General features: G+C 28.5%; 26 protein-coding genes. 19 read left to right on the forward strand and 7 right to left on the reverse strand.

Features of this window, described 5'->3' with window-relative positions; translation table 11 throughout:
• The first annotated feature begins 571 nt into the window (after nt 1–571).
• From BKH42_RS09760 to BKH42_RS03445, 4 genes are all read left to right on the forward strand, one after another.
• On the forward strand, nt 572–949 hold the full coding sequence (locus tag BKH42_RS09760) for a hypothetical protein (RefSeq protein WP_219349826.1): 378 nt from the start codon (nt 572–574) through the stop codon (nt 947–949).
• An 81-nt stretch (nt 950–1,030) separates the two neighbouring features.
• Nucleotides 1,031–1,369, forward strand: coding sequence for a hypothetical protein (locus BKH42_RS03435; protein ID WP_095294932.1), 339 nt, complete (start codon nt 1,031–1,033; stop codon nt 1,367–1,369).
• A 41-nt stretch (nt 1,370–1,410) separates the two neighbouring features.
• Nucleotides 1,411–2,181 carry a hypothetical protein gene (locus tag BKH42_RS03440; protein WP_095294934.1) on the forward strand — a complete coding sequence of 257 codons (771 nt, stop codon included), beginning with the start codon at nt 1,411–1,413 and terminating at the stop codon, nt 2,179–2,181.
• A 222-nt stretch (nt 2,182–2,403) separates the two neighbouring features.
• Nucleotides 2,404–3,036 (forward strand): hypothetical protein, encoded by a 633-nt coding sequence (locus BKH42_RS03445; protein WP_095294936.1) that lies wholly within the window; start codon nt 2,404–2,406, stop codon nt 3,034–3,036.
• A gap of 144 nt (nt 3,037–3,180) precedes the next feature.
• Here the strand turns inward: BKH42_RS03445 and BKH42_RS03450 are convergent, their stop codons facing one another.
• From BKH42_RS03450 to BKH42_RS03480, 7 genes are all read right to left on the reverse strand, one after another.
• Entirely contained in the window at nt 3,181–4,245 is a 1,065-nt protein-coding gene (locus BKH42_RS03450; protein ID WP_095294938.1) for a ParB/RepB/Spo0J family partition protein, read from the reverse strand.
• Nucleotides 4,246–4,392: 147 nt separating this feature from the next.
• On the reverse strand, nt 4,393–4,587 hold the full coding sequence (locus BKH42_RS03455; RefSeq protein WP_095294940.1) for a hypothetical protein: 195 nt from the start codon (nt 4,585–4,587) through the stop codon (nt 4,393–4,395).
• Between the two features lie 2 nt (nt 4,588–4,589).
• Complete coding sequence (locus tag BKH42_RS03460) at nt 4,590–5,360, reverse strand: thioredoxin fold domain-containing protein (RefSeq protein WP_095294942.1); 771 nt, start codon at nt 5,358–5,360, stop codon at nt 4,590–4,592.
• A gap of 2 nt (nt 5,361–5,362) precedes the next feature.
• On the reverse strand, nt 5,363–5,836 hold the full coding sequence (locus BKH42_RS03465; protein WP_095294944.1) for a hypothetical protein: 474 nt from the start codon (nt 5,834–5,836) through the stop codon (nt 5,363–5,365).
• A gap of 83 nt (nt 5,837–5,919) precedes the next feature.
• Nucleotides 5,920–6,288: a hypothetical protein gene (locus BKH42_RS03470; RefSeq protein WP_095294946.1), complete on the reverse strand. Its 369-nt coding sequence runs from the start codon at nt 6,286–6,288 to the stop codon at nt 5,920–5,922.
• Nucleotides 6,285–7,232 carry a ParM/StbA family protein gene (locus BKH42_RS03475; RefSeq protein WP_095294947.1) on the reverse strand — a complete coding sequence of 316 codons (948 nt, stop codon included), beginning with the start codon at nt 7,230–7,232 and terminating at the stop codon, nt 6,285–6,287. Before BKH42_RS03475 ends, BKH42_RS03470 begins: the two co-directional genes overlap by 4 nt.
• A 13-nt stretch (nt 7,233–7,245) precedes the next feature.
• Entirely contained in the window at nt 7,246–7,560 is a 315-nt protein-coding gene (locus BKH42_RS03480) for a hypothetical protein (RefSeq protein ID WP_095294949.1), read from the reverse strand.
• A gap of 411 nt (nt 7,561–7,971) precedes the next feature.
• On the opposite strand from BKH42_RS03480, the gene BKH42_RS03485 reads away from it, so the two are divergent.
• The 15 genes from BKH42_RS03485 to BKH42_RS03555 all read left to right on the forward strand — a co-directional run bounded on the left by BKH42_RS03485 (nt 7,972) and on the right by BKH42_RS03555 (nt 18,918).
• Nucleotides 7,972–8,724 (forward strand): hypothetical protein, encoded by a 753-nt coding sequence (locus BKH42_RS03485; RefSeq protein ID WP_095294951.1) that lies wholly within the window; start codon nt 7,972–7,974, stop codon nt 8,722–8,724.
• Nucleotides 8,721–8,969, forward strand: coding sequence for a hypothetical protein (locus BKH42_RS03490; RefSeq protein ID WP_095294953.1), 249 nt, complete (start codon nt 8,721–8,723; stop codon nt 8,967–8,969). Before BKH42_RS03485 ends, BKH42_RS03490 begins: the two co-directional genes overlap by 4 nt.
• Nucleotides 8,962–9,642, forward strand: coding sequence for a hypothetical protein (locus BKH42_RS03495; protein WP_095294955.1), 681 nt, complete (start codon nt 8,962–8,964; stop codon nt 9,640–9,642). The genes BKH42_RS03490 and BKH42_RS03495 overlap by 8 nt, the downstream gene beginning before the upstream one ends.
• Nucleotides 9,643–9,772: 130 nt before the next feature.
• Complete coding sequence (locus tag BKH42_RS03500) at nt 9,773–11,077, forward strand: hypothetical protein (RefSeq protein WP_095294957.1); 1,305 nt, start codon at nt 9,773–9,775, stop codon at nt 11,075–11,077.
• A gap of 246 nt (nt 11,078–11,323) precedes the next feature.
• Complete coding sequence (locus tag BKH42_RS03505; protein ID WP_180673957.1) at nt 11,324–12,049, forward strand: HD domain-containing protein; 726 nt, start codon at nt 11,324–11,326, stop codon at nt 12,047–12,049.
• Nucleotides 12,039–12,596 carry a metal-dependent hydrolase gene (locus tag BKH42_RS03510; RefSeq protein ID WP_180673958.1) on the forward strand — a complete coding sequence of 186 codons (558 nt, stop codon included), beginning with the start codon at nt 12,039–12,041 and terminating at the stop codon, nt 12,594–12,596. The genes BKH42_RS03505 and BKH42_RS03510 overlap by 11 nt, the downstream gene beginning before the upstream one ends.
• Nucleotides 12,597–12,611: 15 nt before the next feature.
• Entirely contained in the window at nt 12,612–12,818 is a 207-nt protein-coding gene (locus BKH42_RS03515) for a hypothetical protein (protein WP_095294963.1), read from the forward strand.
• Entirely contained in the window at nt 12,808–13,674 is an 867-nt protein-coding gene (locus tag BKH42_RS03520; protein ID WP_095294965.1) for a hypothetical protein, read from the forward strand. Before BKH42_RS03515 ends, BKH42_RS03520 begins: the two co-directional genes overlap by 11 nt.
• 14 nt (nt 13,675–13,688) lie before the next feature.
• A complete protein-coding gene (locus tag BKH42_RS03525; RefSeq protein WP_095294967.1) occupies nt 13,689–14,012 on the forward strand; it encodes a hypothetical protein in 324 nt (107 codons plus the stop codon).
• A 12-nt stretch (nt 14,013–14,024) separates the two neighbouring features.
• Nucleotides 14,025–14,369: a hypothetical protein gene (locus BKH42_RS03530; RefSeq protein WP_095294969.1), complete on the forward strand. Its 345-nt coding sequence runs from the start codon at nt 14,025–14,027 to the stop codon at nt 14,367–14,369.
• The gene (locus BKH42_RS03535; RefSeq protein WP_180673959.1) at nt 14,353–15,273 is read left to right on the forward strand and encodes a TraE/TraK family type IV conjugative transfer system protein; all 921 of its coding nucleotides are present in this window, start codon (nt 14,353–14,355) and stop codon (nt 15,271–15,273) included. Before BKH42_RS03530 ends, BKH42_RS03535 begins: the two co-directional genes overlap by 17 nt.
• Entirely contained in the window at nt 15,266–16,246 is a 981-nt protein-coding gene (locus BKH42_RS03540; protein WP_095294973.1) for a hypothetical protein, read from the forward strand. Before BKH42_RS03535 ends, BKH42_RS03540 begins: the two co-directional genes overlap by 8 nt.
• Nucleotides 16,246–16,806 (forward strand): hypothetical protein, encoded by a 561-nt coding sequence (locus tag BKH42_RS03545; protein ID WP_095294975.1) that lies wholly within the window; start codon nt 16,246–16,248, stop codon nt 16,804–16,806. The genes BKH42_RS03540 and BKH42_RS03545 overlap by 1 nt, the downstream gene beginning before the upstream one ends.
• Entirely contained in the window at nt 16,803–17,060 is a 258-nt protein-coding gene (locus BKH42_RS03550) for a hypothetical protein (RefSeq protein ID WP_095294977.1), read from the forward strand. Before BKH42_RS03545 ends, BKH42_RS03550 begins: the two co-directional genes overlap by 4 nt.
• A gap of 10 nt (nt 17,061–17,070) precedes the next feature.
• Entirely contained in the window at nt 17,071–18,918 is a 1,848-nt protein-coding gene (locus BKH42_RS03555; protein ID WP_095294979.1) for an ATP-binding protein, read from the forward strand.
• Nucleotides 18,919–19,618 lie beyond the last annotated feature (700 nt).

The following is a 19,618-nucleotide window of genomic DNA, read 5'->3' on the forward strand; positions in this document are numbered from 1 at the left end:
CTCTAAAGCAAATTGATTTTTGCAAGGCAATTGCAACAAGATTGAATCTCAAATTACCAGTAAATCTAGAAAAAGACTATCGTATTGCCAAAGAATTTATTGAGAAAAACATCAAGGCTTTTAATGAGAAAAAGACTTCGTATTATCATGTTTATTGATTCTTATGTTGATTAAGGTTTATTTTGATACTAAAATATTCTTATTAAAAAAATAATTAAGGTTTCTAAGTCTCTAATATAGAAAACGCCTTGAAAAATTAGAAAAGGAACGAAAATGGCATTTATAAAAGATACTGATTTCATAAAAAATACTGAATACAAAAAAAGACCTAAGTGAAATATGAAAGAGAAAATATATGATTTAATCGTATATAATAACTTTTACTTTGAAGATCTTAGTCCTAAAAAACAACAAAAGCTAGAAAAGAGACTCGAAAAAATATTGGAGAGGTTTGAATACTACATAGATGAGTACTTCAGGGAGAATTAAAATGATGATGAGAATCTAAAGAAATTTGAAGAATCTTTACACTCTATTAAATGTAGTCAAAAAACTTGTTAAAAGGAAAAAAATGGAACAAACTGTTTTTGAAATAGATAACCAAGAGAATGGATTTGAACTCGCTTGCAAACAGAATGGATTTTATATGACTAGCTTGTCTGTCTTATATGGCTCAAAGTATGTAAAAAGTCTATACAATGAAATTGACCCCAAAAAGCAAACCCAACCAAAAATACATACCTTAAAAGCTTATTTCATTAACAGTGCTCATTGGGCTTTAATGTGTATCGTGCTATCAATGCAAATAAAAAGCGAAAAGAGGCAGTCAAGGGTTTGGAGTTATGCAGGTTTTATGCACAAGGAGGAGAGCGAATGCTTGAAGAAGATTTGCCAGATATACGAACTTTTGATGGGCTTCCCGATGCATTGGAGCGAATTGGAGCTTTAGGCAATGCAGTGGTACCTCAAATAGTGAGTATTTTTGCTAAGAGTTTAGCACAGACACAGGAAATAGATATAAGGAGTAACAATGAATAAGAAAAAGATAAATGCAATCTTAGATGAGCTCGAAGATACTAGAATCAAGCTAAGACTCATTAAAAAAGAAGTGTTTGATTTTATTGATTTTCTTGATTTGCATGAAGAAGAAAAAAACCTGCTGGATAAATGTTTAAGAGGGGTTGTTTCTGAAATTAAAAGATATCAATGTCGTATTTCTAATATTTTAGGATTTGCAGAATTGTATAAAGATGAACTAAAGGGAATTTTAAAAGAACAAAAACAGATTTTAAAAGATTTATTTGAAATCTTAGGAGATCTCTTAAAAATAAAAATATCCCTAAAAGCTAGAGAGATAAAAAACAAATAGAGAAAGGAACTAGAAATGAATAGGAAAATAGGGAGGATTAAATGTCAAATAGTGTTAAAGTGAATGGAGAGTATTTTGATGGTTTTGATTTATGCTATGGAGATGTTGTTTTTGTACAATTTGGCAAAGAATCAAATTCGTCAGGTTTTAAAGGTGTACTTTGTCAAGTGAGCACTAAGCAAGGATCTATGAATGCGATATATGATTATGAGCATTTTTTAAAAGATTTAAAATCAAAAAACCCTCATAAACTTTTTAAATATGAAAGAGAAGAGGAATGTCTTGAATATTCTTTTTTAGCAGATGATATTCTAAACAAAATGGTGTTTTTAGATAATTTTGACAGAGAGACTATAAGAATCACAAAAATAACAGAGAGTAATACCTTTACTTATCTCTTACTAGGGGAGGGATACTTAACGTTAGAATATAGATTAAGTCACTTTGAAGAGATATTGATCAAGTTTGGAATTTATGAGCTTGAAGAGGGAGAACCATATTTTATTTTGTTAGATATAAATAATAAATTTTATTTTGTAGAATATGAGTATTTTAAAGATAATTTCAAGAAGGGAGAAAATATCACAGAGCATTTTAATAAGCTGTCAGATCAGAAATGGGAATACACAATTAAGGTAGAAGGTGTTTATAAGCCTCAGGAATTTATACTTGTTTATATCTCAAGTTTTACAGATTGGGATTTTAAAAATAAAATACAAAGGATAGAAAAAGACGAAATAAAAAGAGAATCAAAAATACCTATACAAAGATGTATGCAAGAGCAATTGATGGTTGTGAAAGATCTTAGTTAGAAAAGGAGAATTAAGTTATGGAAAAAACAAATTCAATTAATGATATAGTATTACTAAAGTCTTAAAAAGATATTAATAAAGTATATAAAAAGCATTGATATGGCTAAAATAATGAAAAAATAATGTTTTAATCATAATAAATCATTGACAAAGAATTAGTCCAGATTGATTTTATAAAGGGTTTGTGATAAAATGATTTAAAAAAGAAGATTGGAGATTAAGATGGATAAAAGTGTGTCGTTAAAAATATCAAGGAGAATATCTTTATGTTTTTTAATTTATGTTCTAGCTATAGGTATTTATGGATCAATTGTGATACTTCCTAAAGCTAAAATAATAGAAGCTAAAATAATAGACGATCAAGATGTAACCATTGGCCTTTTAATAATAGCTACAGCTTTTTTTGCAATAATGGTTAAAATGACACCTAATGATTTTTTCTATTATTGGAACAGAAAACACAGAAAACTAAAAAGACAATTCATAAAGAAGTGCGGAAGAATTGAAGAGAGTTTTAATAAAGAATATGGGAAACTTGAGGACATGAAAAAATATTCTAATATGAATTTTCCATCTTTGACTTTTATCTATATTGCAATCATGCAAAGAGAAGAGATACTAGAAGAAGTTTTTTTTAAAAATTCTTCAAAACTTTTAGGTCTAAAAAGAGACCTTAAATTTCTCTACAAGGTTATAGGATTTTATAATAAAAATGCTATTGATAATTTTTATAAAGAGAGAAAAAGGAAACACTATGATTATGGCTTTTTGAAGTATTGGACAACTGGTCATGAAATTGCTAAAGAGTTTTATTCTGAAGTTCGATTATATAATTTTTTCTTAGAAGAAATTTAATATAAAAATAGAATAATAAATGAACATAAAAGATGAAATCATTTTAGCTTGTTTTAGGGAAAAGGCAAATGAGATGCCTAAATAACAATATAATTTGAAAAGATACTTGCTGATTTTGATAGAATCTGTTATAGATGATATGCATTATAATGATTCTTGGTTTTCTTCAGATTCAAAAGCCTCTGGAATCTTTGATTGGGGCTGTTTCTTTTCTCTTTTTTCCATAAAATCAGTGATGAGACTAGCAATCTGTTTTTGTAACTCATATTGTGCAACATGTTCAAGATGAATTATTTTTTCATATCTGATTTTTAATCCTTGATTATCTTTTTTAAAACGAATGCCACCTTCAAAAGATTTTTGATTTCGTTTTTTGCTTAGTTGCTCACCTTTAAGGATTGCTTCAATGTATTCTAGTGTCATATCTCTGTTAATTTTATCTTCTTGATATGAATTCCACAATTTAATCTGTTCTTTTGGATAATCTTTTAAATTAGAAAGTCTTTGCAAGACAACAATATCTTTTTTAATAGGTTTTTTACGGTTTCTAATAGTCCCGCTCAACTCATCAATGATGTCTTGATGCAAAGATTTCTCAATTTTTAGAGCACGATAAATCTTTAATGGTTTGATTCCTAGTAATTGGGCAATTTTTTGGATTGATGTTTTTTCTTCAAGCTCTCTATAGTTTTCTATGATTTTTTTATAAATCATTGCTTCTTCAATAATATTCAATTCTTCTCTTTGAAGATTTTCAATAATATTAAATATGAATTTCCTCTCAAGATCCAATCCATTCTCTTCAAAATTTTCCATATCTTCCTTTTTATACAAAATGGCTTTGATGGTTTGAAAATTATTTTTTATACAAGCATAAACTCTACGGTGACCAAAAATTACCTCATATCCCTGTTTTATTTCACCTGTTTCAAGTCTTATGCTTACTTCTTGAACACCAATGGGTTGTTGTAGTCCAAATTTCTTAATATTGTCAGCAAGATTGATAATATCTTCGTTTTCTAGTATTTTTTTATCTTTAAAATCATTATAAAGAAGTCTAGTTTGATTTTGATTCGGTTGTAATTTATCTATTGGGACATCAATGATTTCAACGTTACTTCCTTTGGGTTTTTCATTATATAGATCTGGATATGCGGATTTGAGATGAACTTCAACCTCATTCAATCCCTTAGGAACGTTATTTCTCATTGCTTCTTCCTTAGAACTTTATTGTTTAATTCTAGGAATTGTAGCAAAAAAAGATTATTAGTTCCTTAATGGTTAAAAAAATAGATGAAAGAAGGCTCAGTCCAGAAGAGAACTGAGATTTGATTAAGTATGCAAATAAGATTATCGTTAAGGCTTTTTTTGATTGTTGTTTTGCCAATTTTGATTCAAATTATTTTTAGGAATTTCTTGTTTGGGGATTTCTTGTTTAGGTATATTGTTTTCTTGAAAGTGAGATTGTTGTTTAGGAAATCCCTTTGGAAATTCTTGCTTGAATGCATTGTTTTCTTGAGAATGAGGTGATTTTTTATTATTGTCATACATGATTAATCCTTTATTTTTTTGTCAGTAACAAATTTATATGGAACAGCATTGATTCCTGCATCAATTACCATCTTTGAGTTTTCTTTAGCCTGTGAAACATCTTTTACAACTGGTTTGTAAGATGAATCAAAATACACTTTTTTAATATGATTTAAGATTTCCTCCTCTTTGTTTTTTTGATTTTTTTTGTTTTTTAGAACATCTTGCGTGTATTGTAAAATATCAGCACTTTTGATCTCTGAATTTTGATGTCCAATGATTCCCACAAAAATAAGAGCAACATTGCTATTTTGTAAAATATCATCAATTCTTTGCATCTCATCTTTGCAATAAGGGCAATTTGGATCAGTTACAATATAAGTGGTTTTGTTTGTTGCTACACCGCTTGAAAGATAAACAATATTACTCGGATATTTCTTAAAAGCTTCTAGCAATCTTTCTTGTTTGCCTCTAGAGTTATAAGCTTGAGTTTCCCTAATTGTTTCTTGGGTGGCATCTAAAACTTTTTGATCTGAGGTTACGAAAATTTCGGGCATTCCAAAAATAGTTTTTCCATCATCAGAGCTGAATAATGCTAATTGGTTGTTATTTATCTCAATGATTGATAAATTGAGTTTTTTTATATCAATGGGCTTGACCTTGATGACCTTTACTTGGGTATTTGTTTTTTCAAAGATAGTTTCTTCTATTTTTTTGCTCAATGAATTTGCCCCTAAAGGGGATAGGGAAACTAAAGTAGTTGCTATAAGGGCAATTAGTTTATTCTTTAGCATCATTATGCCTCTAGGGATTTCTTAAGTTCTTGCTGAGCATCTTTAAGCTTGTTGGCAATCTCAATTTTAAGTTTTTCTATTTCTTCTAATTGTTCAATATTGTTTTTGATTGCATCAGAGTCTTGATTAGAATTTATCTTTGATCTGATATTTGACTCTAAATTAGTGATGTTGTTAAGCTCTCTAGATATATTTTTAATAAAGCTGTCCCCTACAAGAACATTAACATCATTGATTTGGGTTAAATTCTGAAAAATGATGTAGGATTTATTAATAAAAGAAGTTTTTTCATAATTGAATCTGTTATTTTGCAAGAACCTCATGATTTCACTTGATTGTCTTTGAGCTCTTTTTTTAGCAAACTCAATTTGCTTTTCTCTACTTCTTGTGTTATTTCCACTTGCATTAGCCTCAGTGGAGGTTTCGTTTTCAGCTGATTCATTTCCCATTATTTCATTATTTATTTTTTTTGCCATTTTTTATCCTTATTATGTTTCCCTTAAAAAAGGGGATTGTTTTTTACTTTAAGTTCTGCTTATGATATGCTAAATCACTTATATTATTTTACGCTTTCTTGCACCTCCTTATTTTGATAGAATGTTTTTTTGGATTCTATATACTTTGTGATATTTTTCATATCTAATAATATTGTTTTTGAAGTGTATCTAATGATTGGTATTTCATTATTTTTAATAATTTCATCAAGCTTTCTTCTACCGATTTTCATTACTTTGGTGGCTTCAGGAATCGTCAAAAAAAGATTTTCAGTAGATAATTCCTCAACCTTTTTTTCCAACTTTTTTACATCATCACATAAAACTCCTATCTCGATTTCTAAGTCTTCTAGGGATTTAGAGGCTTCTTTGCTTAAATTATCATCTGCACTGATTCTATTGATATATTCTATTATTTCGTCATACCTTGTCATTTTCTTTCCTCACTTGTTATTAAATTTCCTATTGCATTAAAATATTCAGAATTTTTAAAAGTTTGAATACTTGATGCGTATTCTTTGTTAATGAAATATCCGCCTCCACCAACAAAACAAATTGCATCTAATTTGTCAAATTCATTTCCATACTTTTGCTCTAAAAACAACATCGTATCTTTAGTATAGCTGTTTTTAAAGTCAGTTACAACTTTATTAAGCTGGTGGATCTGTCCTCTTAATTTATATTCTCCACATAGGATAACAGCTAAAGCTTCTTTGAGTGTTATTTCTTTATTGAAATGCTCTCTAATATGATTTTGCATCATTTCAGCTATCCTTACCACACCTCTTTTCTCAAAAGAATTGTTTTCATTAAGTCTTGATTTATCAATTTCTCTGTCGTAAATGATAATGGTGTCGATTGTGTTAAACCCTATATCAATGACGATATAGTTATCATACTCTTTTTTATCCTGCTCCTTCCAAAAATATTTCAATGCTATTGTTGCACCAAAACCTTGTGGAATTATTAATGTCTTTTTAAAAGAATAGTCCTTTTTGTTTAACGAAAAACTAGAGATTTTTTTTCTAAAATTTTCTACTTGATTGATATGAGCTGGTGCCAATCCTAGTGTGATGACTTCTATCTTTTGAGGACTTAAGTTTTCTAACTGCAAGGTTTTACCTATAAGCAAAGGAGCATATTTTTCAAGCTCTTTGTATGTATTAACTTCTTTGATTCTCTTTAAATCTTGTTTTAGAGCAATGTCGCCAATATAATAAGATTGACCATTAAAGAGAAAAATATTTTTATTAAACTCGTCTATAACCTCATCTGTAAGAGCTAAAACACTAGGAAATTTTCCGAGTTTAAAGCCACCATCTTTGTTCCTGAATGCATATTTTGTGTGCCCAAAGCCAGTATCTATGCCTATTAACATTGTTTTCCTTTTTTTAAATATTGAAGCCTTTTGATTCTATTTCTAATGCTTCTTCTGCTTGATTAGAAATTTCTGTAGAAACTTCTTCTCTTGTTTTCATTTTCTTGTTATTTTTAGATAGAGATAAGCTCTTGTCTAATTCTTCAATGATGCTGTTTATCTCATCTTTTTGAAAGTATTTTATTAGAATATTATGTAATGTTCCGTTTTTGATACTTTCATTAATAATATCACTGATGATATTTGATGAATTTTTGCCTATGTTATCAATAAGGGTTTTACTTAAACCATAAAATCTTAATTGCTTCATAGTGTAATCATTTCTCATTCCTGACCTCCTTTCAATGGTTTATCTATATTCTAATAATGTTTTTTCTATGCCAAAGCATTACTCAGAAAAAATCACACATAGAAAAATTATGCTTTAATAGTGTTTTTTCTATAGTAAAGTATTGAAAAATAATCAAAACAATAAAAAAATACAACTTTTACAATAGAATGACATGATCTTTATAATGCTAAAATATAGCTTTTGTTTTGAAAAAACATAGTTTAAAACATGTTATAAGTTGGTTTAAACTAAAAAAATTGTATCTTAAATTTTAAAAATAATCAAGTTTTTTTCTGAAATCTTTTTGATTTTCTGATACGTTTTAACAAAAAAGATGATAGAATATCTGTAAAAAAAATATCAAAAAATTCATCATAAAACGAATCAAAAATCATAAAAAGGTAACCTTTGACTGAAGAAATTGAAGCTAATTTTGTGCTCTTATGTGACAAATATTGTTGTAGTAGTAAGTTCTTAATTCTGTCTATCAGGAATGCTATTTGTAGCTTCTATAGTCATAAAAAAATCATCTCTTTTGATCTGGAAAAGCAGTTAATATATGAACTTAAAGATGAAAAAATAGTACCCTTTAGAGCTAAAAAAAGAGATCAAAACATTATTAAAAATAATCTAATTAGAGCTTTAGAAGATAGAAGAAATGAGATTTTTTTACAATCAAATTCGTTAAAAATTAGAGAATTTTATAAGAATTCTTTAGGAGAAATTAATAGATTTTCTATCATAAAAATCGAAGATAGAGAGATATTTTTGACTCTAAAAAGTGATAAAAAGGTTTCGGACAGAGTGATTTTTTTAGCCTATATTGATGATTTTTTAGACAAAGATTTGATTTCAATTGGCTATAATTTTTTCTTTTTTATTAAGAATGTTGAGTTTAAAAAGGAGGGGATTTTTATAAAATTAACTAGAAAAAAGAACGAAATTATTAGAAAGGAGGTTGAAAATATTTTTGATTTTATTGCCAAAAAATATGATAAAAACATTGATTTTAATATCAATTTTATCGATTTTAGGAACAAAAAAGTGGTGCTAACGGTAGCTAAAAAAGAAGAAGAATCTATCTTAAAATCTATAAAAAAAATTGTAAAAAGTAGGATAGATTTTGAAATATTTTGGAAAATTAGAAAGGAAAGAAGATGAAAAAAACTAAAAATATTCATTCTATTTTGGATAAATTAAAGCAAAAAAATGGAGAAAACAAAAGGATAAAAGTATTCAATGATGTGTTATTTTTAGACTTAAAAACATATCAAAATATTGAGTTTTTAGTCAAAGTTTTTGGGTGGGAAAAGCTAACTCAGAGTATTCCACAATGGAAAGAACTGTGCAATATTATTAATGAACTAGCAGAAACTGAGAGAAATAAAGAGGTGAAAAATGATTGATAAGATTAATTTTGTGGAGACAAAAAAGGTTGATTATAGTGAAATATTGCAGGTTTCTGAACTATTTTATCGCAATAGAATGCCTATCACTATGTTCAATGCAATGGCTTATATGGTGAATTTCAGCATTGATGAAAAAAAGAAAGATGGTAATGCTTTCCCGATGATCATACATACGGGAGTCTATGAAGCTATTAATATTGAGTTTAATCTCTTTATAAAAGCATTAAGTATGAATTTTACGAGGGAAACACAAAGCAAGTTTCTGTTAGATTTTTCTATTAGCGAAGGCATTAGAGAAGCGAATAATATGAAGGCTCCATTATTCTTGTGTAACTCAATTTTAAGGACTTATTGTAAGTTATGTACAGAGGCTAAAAGTTATTCTTTTGAGAAAAATGGGGGCGTCTATAATGTTGCGAATTTTTATGTTCCAGTTATTTATGAAAAAGATGGAATTGCTAAGCAAATGTCGGCTATTACGGTAAAACTAAATAGTCTTATTGAGCTAATTAGTGATGTTCAAAATTCTGGTGTTTTGTATAGTGCCCTAGAGTATTGTTACGGTGCGATTGTTGAATACAAGCAGGTTGCTTTTGGAGTAAGGCAGTGCAATGAGTATTGGATAAAAAATAATCGACATAAGACTGTTTTATATAAGGCTTTTGTTTGATAATTGAGAGTAATTATATATTCTAGTATATTCTAGTATATTCTAGTATATTCTAGTATATTCTAGTATATTCTAGTATATTAGTTACTTTCGTAAGAAAGTATGGCAATTTTTAGAAAAGGAGCTTGAATTGAATTTTTTGATAAGCGACTCAGTTGTATTTTTAATTTCATTGAAGCAGGATAAACCTGATGTTTTGTTTTTTCTATTTTTTCTGATGAGTCATCTTTTATTTTTTGGATCAATATCTTTTTTGAGATCTTTTTTCAAAAAATCAAAAAAAAAGAGTGTGGGCAAAAAAAAAGATATTATTGGCAAAGTTAATCAGGCTGAACAAAATAATTTAAAAAACTTTATGTTTAGGTTCAATGAAAAAGAAAATGACAAGATCGGAATTTTTGATTTTTTAGGAGGAGTAAAAGATGTTCTGAAGTTCATTTCAATTAAAAAAAATATCAACAGCAAAAATAAAATTTCTATACCTCTGCATCAAGCTATTTATTTATTGAGGCATTACCCAGAATATTTTTATTATGCTGGAGAAAAACAAAAAATCTTTTTTGAAAAGATAAATGAGAAAATTCTTGAACCATCTTTTCAGGATTTGCATAATCAAAAACTACAAGAACCTCCTTTAAAAAAAATAGAACTTGACAATGGGTCCAAAGTCTTAATTGATTCAAGTGGGATTATTCAGGATTTGGTTTCGACAGAATCTGAAAATAAAAAAATTGCTGAAAATATTTTAAATGATTTTTCTACTAGCGAAGATAAGAAACTCGAAGAAGAAAATAAAAATCTTTTATTGCAAGATGATGCTAAAGAAGAAGATGGCAAAGTTGAAGAAACAAAGCCACTTAGCAAAAAAGATTTTCAAGAAAAAATTAGAAAAGAAAAAAAGGAAAAAAAAGAAAAGCTAGAATCAGAAATTGACAAAAACCAATTGGAACAAATTGAGGAGATTGTTGATTCAATTTTAGAAAATTCACATAAAGACTATCTTGATAAAAAAACTAAAAAGGAATTAATTGAAACCGAAAAAAATATTAAAATCAGAAACGATTCAGAAAAAAAAGATACACAAAATATTTTGAATACTTTAAATTTGAAATTCATAAAGGAGAGAATAAAAAAAGATTTTTTTGGAGAGATGGTTTTTTTGATTAAGAACAAACTGGTTTTAGATAAAAAATTTTTCAGAGAATTTTTAGATTTTAAAGACAGTGATTTCAACAAAGAGGAGATCTTGCTAAAAAACTTAATTAAAAAATTTGAATTTGAGTACCAGATTAAAATTTTAATCAATCAGGAAATTGATGGTTATTTTGGAGAAAAAAAAGTAAATGGAAGATTCTACTTGATTATTTTGAGTGAAGACGAAAAAAAGACCGTTATTGATTTTTTTCATTTAGATTCAATACAAAATACTCTCTAGAACATTCAAAATGGCATCTAAAATCGATTTTATTTCATTCATAGTATGTTTTTAAGATAAAAAATAGATCGTTGATTTTAGATGGGTTTTTGTGCGTTTTTAGATTTTTAGATTTTTTATAAAAAAATATGATAAAATTTTGATAAAATTCAATGGTGTATTTAATAACATGTTGCAAATTATCAAGAAAATATGAGGTGCTTATACAGCTTATTGACCTTGAACATCTATTATAAGGATTCCATCTTGTTTAAAAAGAACAAAAAAGAAGACATTGTGAGCATTTTAAATAAAAATATAATCATCTTAAAAGAAATCAGTAGGGCTAGAACTAGAATCAAGATTCTACAAAAAACAACTAGTGATTCTATCCTTAATTGCAAAGATGAGGCTATTTTACAAGCTTATGGTATCTATAAAGAACGTTTTAAAAAACCGCTTTTTAGTGATTTAATTTCAATTTTTTTGAATCATGTTGAAGAATTTGAATTTCATAAATACACTTCTGTGCCTCAAGCATTTAAGGTTCAGTACAGAGAGAATGAATCAAGATTTTTAAAATTAGGAAAAATAAATTTAAAAGATCATTCATTGAGAGTCTTCACCATCGCTTGTTCTAAAAACAAAAACAATCCAGACAGGTTTGCTGAAGAGATTGTTTTGTTGGCCTTAACCCATGACTTTGGAAAATGTAACAAGGTTATTGATTTTGTTGGTTCTAGTGCAAAAGAAACTCACAATCAGGTCAGTGCTCATTATGTTTCAATAATAATGCGTCAATTGGGGTATCCTGAAGAATTTGTTGAATTATTTTATCAAACACTTTATCATCATCACTCTCATCAAGAAACGATAAAAAACACATTTTATATTCAAGCATTAAATGAATGTGACTATGAAGCAAGAAGAGAGGAAGAGAAAAAAATAATGAAGCTTGAAGGAAAACAAAAAGGAGCCTACCGTGACTTTTAAAAGCCATATTGCTTTAGGTGCAATAGGAGGATTAACATTAGGGGCACTTACTCCTATAGGGGAAATAAAAACTTTTTATACAGCCATGATGCCTTTAATTGCACTTGGCTCGGTTCTTCCTGATATTGATGAACCTAAAAGTTTTATCGGTAGAAAATTACCAGGATTTTCACATATTATCAGCTTGACTTTTACACATAGAGGTTTTACTCATTTTTTGATTTGCCCATTGCTCATAGCAGTAATAGCTGGTTTATTTTTAAAAGAGGGTAGGTTTTATGTCTATGCTTTATGCTTTGGAATGATCATGCATCAAATTGGAGACATGCTTACAAAAAGTGGAATTCCCTATTATTTTTTTCCATTCAAAATAAAGGCTGTCCTATTGCCAAAAAAGCTTAGATTTTATACTGGCGGTATTATTGAAAGACTTGTTTTTATTTTTATTTTGATCCCATTATTGGGGTTTATATCTTATCAAACTTTAAATTTTAAGGGAGGCAAAGATGTAGCAAAAAATATTTCGCATTATTATAAAAATTTTTAATAAGGAGTAAAACAAATGAGAAGAAGTCATAGCATTTTTAAAAATCCAGAAAGCCTGAAGTTTTATAATCTTGCAATTTGGATTGATGCTCAAATATTAAAAAAATCAAAAAAAGACATTAAGCAGGGCATTATCCTAAAGCAAAAAATTAATGCTTTTTATGAAAAGTCTTCTTTAGAGCTAGATGAGATTTTAAGGAAAGGAGGGCAAGATGATAGGTGATCAAAATTTTCCTAACGGAGGAATACCTAAAGGGGAGATCCCCAAAGGAGAAATACCTAGAGAGGAAATACCTAAAAATATCCCTAGACAAGAAATTCCTAAATCTGTTATTGAAAAAAACAATCACCCAATGAGTTGGAAACAAACTTCTCAGCAAGATAAGGCTGAAAGGCATACTTACCCAATTTTTTCTGACATTCAAGAGATGCAAGATAGAATTCAAACTCTTTATGCTTCTGGAAGTTCCTTTGCGGAACAAAAAACGATTGATATTACTGAATCTGAGTATAGAATGTTGCCGTTTGAGATGCTTAAAATTGTTGGAAAGAACTTAAGTTTTATTTTTATAACTTATTTGGCTTCTGCCATCTTAATTGGATTGGGATTTTATATTGAAAAGCTTTATAAGTATTCAAGTTTTTTGTTTCCAATCCCATTGAGCCTTTCTTTTGCTTCTTTGTTGTTTTATGCATATGTCATATATGCAATGAGGCAATTTGTGATTGAAGATGAAAAGCAACCCAAAACAAAACAGTTTTATAAAATTGTTTTGTTTTCTTGGCGATCTGTAGAGTTTTGTTTGGGGCTATGCATTATTGGAATAGGGGTCTTATTCTTAAAATCTCAGAGTATTCAAGTTGCCTTGTTGAAGGTTGATTTTTTAAAAAAAATAGATTTTACAGAAATGGCAGGACATTTATTTTTTCTCTCTATGTTCGTAGGTTTGTTTTATACTATTTTTGCTTACTGTCTAAATAGAAAGTTCAAGAGAGTTCAAGAAGAAAATATGTTGGCTTTATATGCTCAATACGATCGAACTGAAGCAATAAATAAGAGGCTTCAGGGAGAATTATAAATAAAAGGAAAAAAATGAAAAAAAATACAATGAAGAGAAGTTTTATAGTTAGGGTTTTATTATTATTTTCATTATTGGGGGTGTCGTTTTGTTTTGGTGCTAATTTGTTTGATGCTGTAACAAAATCTATTTTTGATATAGCTAGAGAATATTTTCTGCCAATTGTTATTTTTATCACTGGTGTAGCCGCTCTTGGATTGTTTTGGGCAGGAGTACAGATGAAATGGATTGTAGCTTCTTTCTTAATTGTTGTTCTTGGTTGGGTGTTTTTTACTGACTTTGATTTGATTCTTGGAGCGATAAACTTCTTATCTTCATTTGTCAAAAAAATGCTTTAGGAAGGATAAATAATGAACAATACTAAGGCAATTGCTTTTCCAAATACAATCAATCGCCCGAGGTTGATTGGACCTATAGAAATAGATACATTGATTACGATTTTTATGGCCTTTTTTATTTCTTTCGCATTGGGAATTCTTATATTAGGATTTCAAGCTATTGTTTTGGTCCTATTTTCAATAATTACTACTGTTGCAACGACTTTTTTATATTCATTTTATAAGAAAAATGCCAAAAAGGGATTCTTGTTTCATTGGCTGTATGTTAATAATTTATTTTTGCCCAAATATAAAGGAATAGAAGGGTTGCCATCAAATTTTTTACCAAAAGGATATGAGTGTGAATTTAGAGATTAACAATAAAAAGAACAAAAAAGAAGAAGACGCTAACTGGGAAAATCCAGTTCCTGAGTATGATTATTGTGGCTCAATGGGTAAGGAGGCTATTGATTATACCCATAGAGTCATTATAAATAATAGATACTTTCAGATTTTTATTGGAGTTTTATTTTTGGTATTATTTATATTGATTTATGGATATTTTAAGCTATCTAACAATCTCGTAGCTCTTGTTAAGATGCCTGGCTATGGTGAAATAAAAATTGCTAAAATGCAATCAGACCCTCTTTATTTTAAGGTTTGGGGCGATTATGTTTTAAGCTATTTCGCTAATTTTACGTCAGTCAACATAAGAGAAAATATAGATAGGGGGCTAGTTGTATTTGATAAGGATGTTTTAATAGAGAAGAAACCTGCAATTGAAGCCTATTATCAATCGATAATAACCAATAAGATCACTCAAAATTTTAAAGTCAGAGAAAATAAAGTTGAAGTAAAAATAGAAGACTCTGGACATGGTGCTACGGTTTTGTATCCAGGAGAGGCGATTCAAGAAATTTCTGATTTAGCGACAAGAAAAAAAGATTGTTTTTATGAGATGCATTTTTTTATTAATAATGGAGAAATCATTCAAGATGCGTTAAAGACTAATTGTCTTGATGATAATTCAGTTGTACCAAAAAGCAGTCATGAGGACAAAGCAAAATCAAAACTAATAGAAGAACCTAATATTGATCTGGTTCCTGATAAAAAAGAGGACGCTTATAAAATAAAAATAGATAATGACTCCATAATGAAAGATCTCAAAGAGAAATCTTTTGAACAAATAAACAAGGTTGAAGCCCCGCCTGAAACTACCTATAATAAAGAAAATGCTTTAGAGCAAGAATTAAAAACTAAAGAAAAGGCAAATTATGAATAAAATCATTTTATCATTCTTTTTATTGGGGGGAATATTCTTTAATTTAGATGCCCAAACAGAACAAGAACGCATCAATAAATATATTTTAGACGCCAATAAGAATCAAGCTAAAAAAAAATCAGAAAATAAAATAACAGGAGATGATGGATATTTACAAAAGGAAGACAATGGTAATGATAGAGCTTCTACTCCCTTATCTTCATCTTCTAAAAATTCAAATTCACAAGCCGATAGAAAAGCAACAAAACCTATAAAAACGATTATTCCAAAGGGAGCGAAAGTTATTCATCTAAAAACCTCTTTGGAGGTTAGAATTCCTAAAGGCAAATACGCTATTTTGGATTTTCCTTTTAAAATCACAACTTTTGATTTTAAGGGGTTAAAGTCAATTCAAGCAAAAAAAGCTGATTTTGATCTCTCTGCTGATATGGATAAAATAAAAAATAAGGCAGAATCTCCTATAGATTTTGAGCAAAAAGGAAATCGAATTATTATCAATTCCAAAGTTCTAGGTTCTGGGCAAATGATTGTATGGGGTGGCTCTTATCCTGTTATCATTAATTTAATTGTTCAAAATGTTGGTATAGAGTATTATAGTTTTATTGACACCACGAATAACAATAGTGACGTTGAGGTAAAAAGACTTGAAAACAGAGAACATCAAAAAGTCTTAAATATTCTTTCAGTGGCACTCTATCGAGATAAGACTCCGAAAGGTTATGAAAAAATTGAGAATAGGGATATTTTCAATTATAAAAAAGAAAACTTACAGCTAGTTCGATCTTATACCTTGATAGGCAAATACTATGTAGCAGAAAAATGGTTTGCTTTAAACAAGGATAAAAAAAGGTCACTGAATTTATATGAAGAGATGTTTTATATGCCTGATGTGTATTCAGTATCAATTTTGACCGACAGAGTGGAACCTTTAAAATCAACGGCTATTCTTATCATCAGAAAGAAAGATTTTTAATGGATTTTTTTATCAATAACACCAATATATGGCATTTAAGCATTTTAGATTTTGTTCTCATTATTTCTTTTTTTAAAATAAGAGGATATTTTTTAAATTCAATGACAGGGGTTTTCATATTTTATTTTCTAGGAACATTTTTGCACGAGCTTTTCCATTTTTTAATGGCACTCATGTTAAGGGCAAAACCTAGAATATCTTTTTTATTTCCCAAAAAAATGAGCGATGGCTCAATCATGCTAGGCAGGGTTGAAACCTCTTATAGCTGGTGGAAAGCTCTTCCTATTTCAATGGCACCACTACTTTTATTGATTGTTGTTTATATGGTTTTAAGAGCCTATTTTTTATTTTTTGGTTTTAGCTTTTTTTCTTGTGCATTTTATTTATATTTGGCGTTTGTGTTGATAGATTCAGCTATTCCATCTAAACAAGATTTTAAGATAGCTTTTTGTAGTCCTATGGGAGTTTTTTTATGGATTTTTATAGGAACTTTAATTTATAACTATTACAACTATCTTGACCCTAGAATGTTTTATTTGAAAATAAAGGAATTCCTATGAAAGCTTTTTATTTCCTTGCATTGTGTTTTTGTTTTATGTGTGCATATGAAAACTCATCATTGCAGGATTGCGATAGAGAAGAAAATCCATCTCCAATAAAAAATGAATTAGATTTTGGTCAGAAGTTTTGTGATAGCAAAAAACATCTTCAAAAACAAGATGATCAATTTAATTCCAATTCCGTTGATGATGAGAATCTAAAGAAATTTGAAGAATTTTTACACTCTATTGAGTGCAGTCAAAAAACTTGTTAAAAGGAAAAAAATGAGATATAATCACGAGGAAGAGAAAAATCTAAGAAGGGAAAAAAAATTGCCAAGTAGTTATGCTAATTTAAAAAATATAGCTGAAAAAATTTACAAGCATAAAAAAAATGGCATAGAGATTGCTCTAAGAGAAGTTCTTGTAAATGCGACCCATGCTTGTATTATCAAAAAGAAAGAACTAGAAAATTCTTCAGATTATATTCCAAAAATTAGTATCAATATTCTTCCAAATGATTTTTCCATTACTGTTGAAGACAATGGTTGTGGTTTTTCTGAAAATGACAAAGATATATTTTCAGAGATAGCCAGTATTAATTATTTTAAAGTATCACACCAACTACCATCAAAAGGACTAGGAAGGTTGGCTATTGTGTATTTTTCTTGCAAGACAGTTTTTGAGACGATTAGTGATAAGCTAAAGCCTAGAAAATTAACCTTTGATTACCCTGAAATTCAAAATCAATTACCATTTTTTTCACAAAGAACAGAAGAAACCAATGAAGAGAGTGGGACAAAAATTAAAATAACTTTTAATAAAAGCTTATATGGAGGCTTTAATAACAAGTATAATGAATTATCAAAATTTCAAGCGTGGATTCTAGAAAATTTTATTTATCTATTGTATGATTTAAATGATCTCAAGATGCAATTAACGCTAGATAATGAGCAAATTCAAGTGAAATTTGAAGATATAAAAAAATATTTTTTTTCTATTCACGTCAGGCAAAAAACATACCCTTGTGAGATTTTAATGGTTGATAGTGATAAAATTTCTTTGGTTTTTATTGCTCATAAAATGCCAGTTGAAAATGATAAAATAAAGTATGATAGGCAATTTAAGTCTAATAACAAAAAAATTTACATATCTTCAGAACTTTTTGATGAGTATATTTCTTTAGATGGGCTAGAAATAAAGATTCCATCTGAAATATGCGAAGAAGTAGAAAAACAAATTTGTGATTTTTTGGATAAAGAGTTTTCACACTCCATAGAAGAACAGAAAAAAGAAAATTGCAAGATTTTAAAAAATGTTCAAAATGAGTTCCCCTATTTAACTGAATTTATGCCAGACTTCATAAAAGTTACAGGACATAAACCTGTAAAAAAGGAAGTTTATATTAATGATGCAATCAAAGAAAAAGGAGAGGCAGAGAAAGCTTTTTGGAAAAATGAAGGTGTTATGGATCCTAGATTGGGAAAATCTGCCTTATATCTGTATGTTAAACATCGAAAAAATATTTTATTTCTTTTAGAAAATACTTTAGGAGATGAAAAAAAGAGTGAAAATGACTTTCATGAACTCTTGACAGGTAGGGGGTGTATAAATCTAGCAGAAGCAAAGCATAATCTTTGGCTCATCGATGAGAAATTTTCTTATTTTTTAGAAGGATATAACTCTCAAACTGGAAAAAAAGAGGTTGATATTGAACTTTATTTTTATGCAGATTCTCAAGATAAACCAAATAATATTGTTTTAATTGAATTAAAAAAACCAAGAAAAGCTCATAATCCAGGCAAAATGATTGATCAAATTCGCGGTTATGGTTGTGATATTTTTAAAAAAGGTAGAACAAGAAATGGATTGAATTTTAAAGCAGAAAAATGCCAATTTTATGGATATATCATTTCAGACATTGAAGATATCAAAAAAGAAATAAAATCAAGATATGATGATACATTTAAACCCATTGTCTATACTGAAGGCAGCTATGAGGGGAAGATTTTTCTTGATGATGAAAAAAAATATTCTTTCTATCTCACTCTACTATCAACTCAAGATTTATTGCAAATTGCTAAAAATAGGAATAAGATTTTGTTTGATTTATTAAAAACCCCGAACCCTTAAGATTTTTCTAATTTTACTTATTTTTTTTTAAATTTCTTCTCAAAAATTTCTGTTGAACTAAAGAAAACAATTAGATTGTAGAAATTTAAGCAAAGAAGTTCATGAAGCGTAGCAAATTGTCCATATTTTTATAGATTTCAAGTCATTTTATATGTAAAATCAAGTGAGATAAAATATACTGAAGTGAAAAGGAATTTGATATAATCTATATGAGGTTTTGCCAGAGAGCCAGAACCTCTCGGGCAAATTTATAACCTCGAAATGAGGTGATTGAATATGCTTGAATCAAAGACTATCAAAGTCTTAGTAATCATTATAGCACTTTGTTTATTAATAAGCAAACTATACTGACACTAAGACAAGGGGAGACTCTTCCCCTATGATAGTCTAGCTCTCTTATTTTTCCTTATCTATTTATTTTCATAAATACACCAAAAATAACCTTCTTCATTTAGTAAGACGTTAAATTGTTCACTTGCTCTAAAGAGACGATATGGGACAGAGTTTTTATATACTTTCTATGTTATCCATTTTAAGGCGACTTTTGTTTTAAATTAAAGCTATAAAAGAATCCATTTTGACAAAATGATACTTGAACTATAAAAATTGTATAAAAGTAATACTGGAGTACTAAAAGGTAGATACTAAGTTTTTAGAAAAAAAATTATCCTAAGAAAGAATATATTTTACACTTATATAA

This window comes from Helicobacter sp. 13S00482-2 (assembly GCF_002272795.1).
Classification (GTDB): Bacteria; Campylobacterota; Campylobacteria; order Campylobacterales; family Helicobacteraceae; genus Helicobacter_J.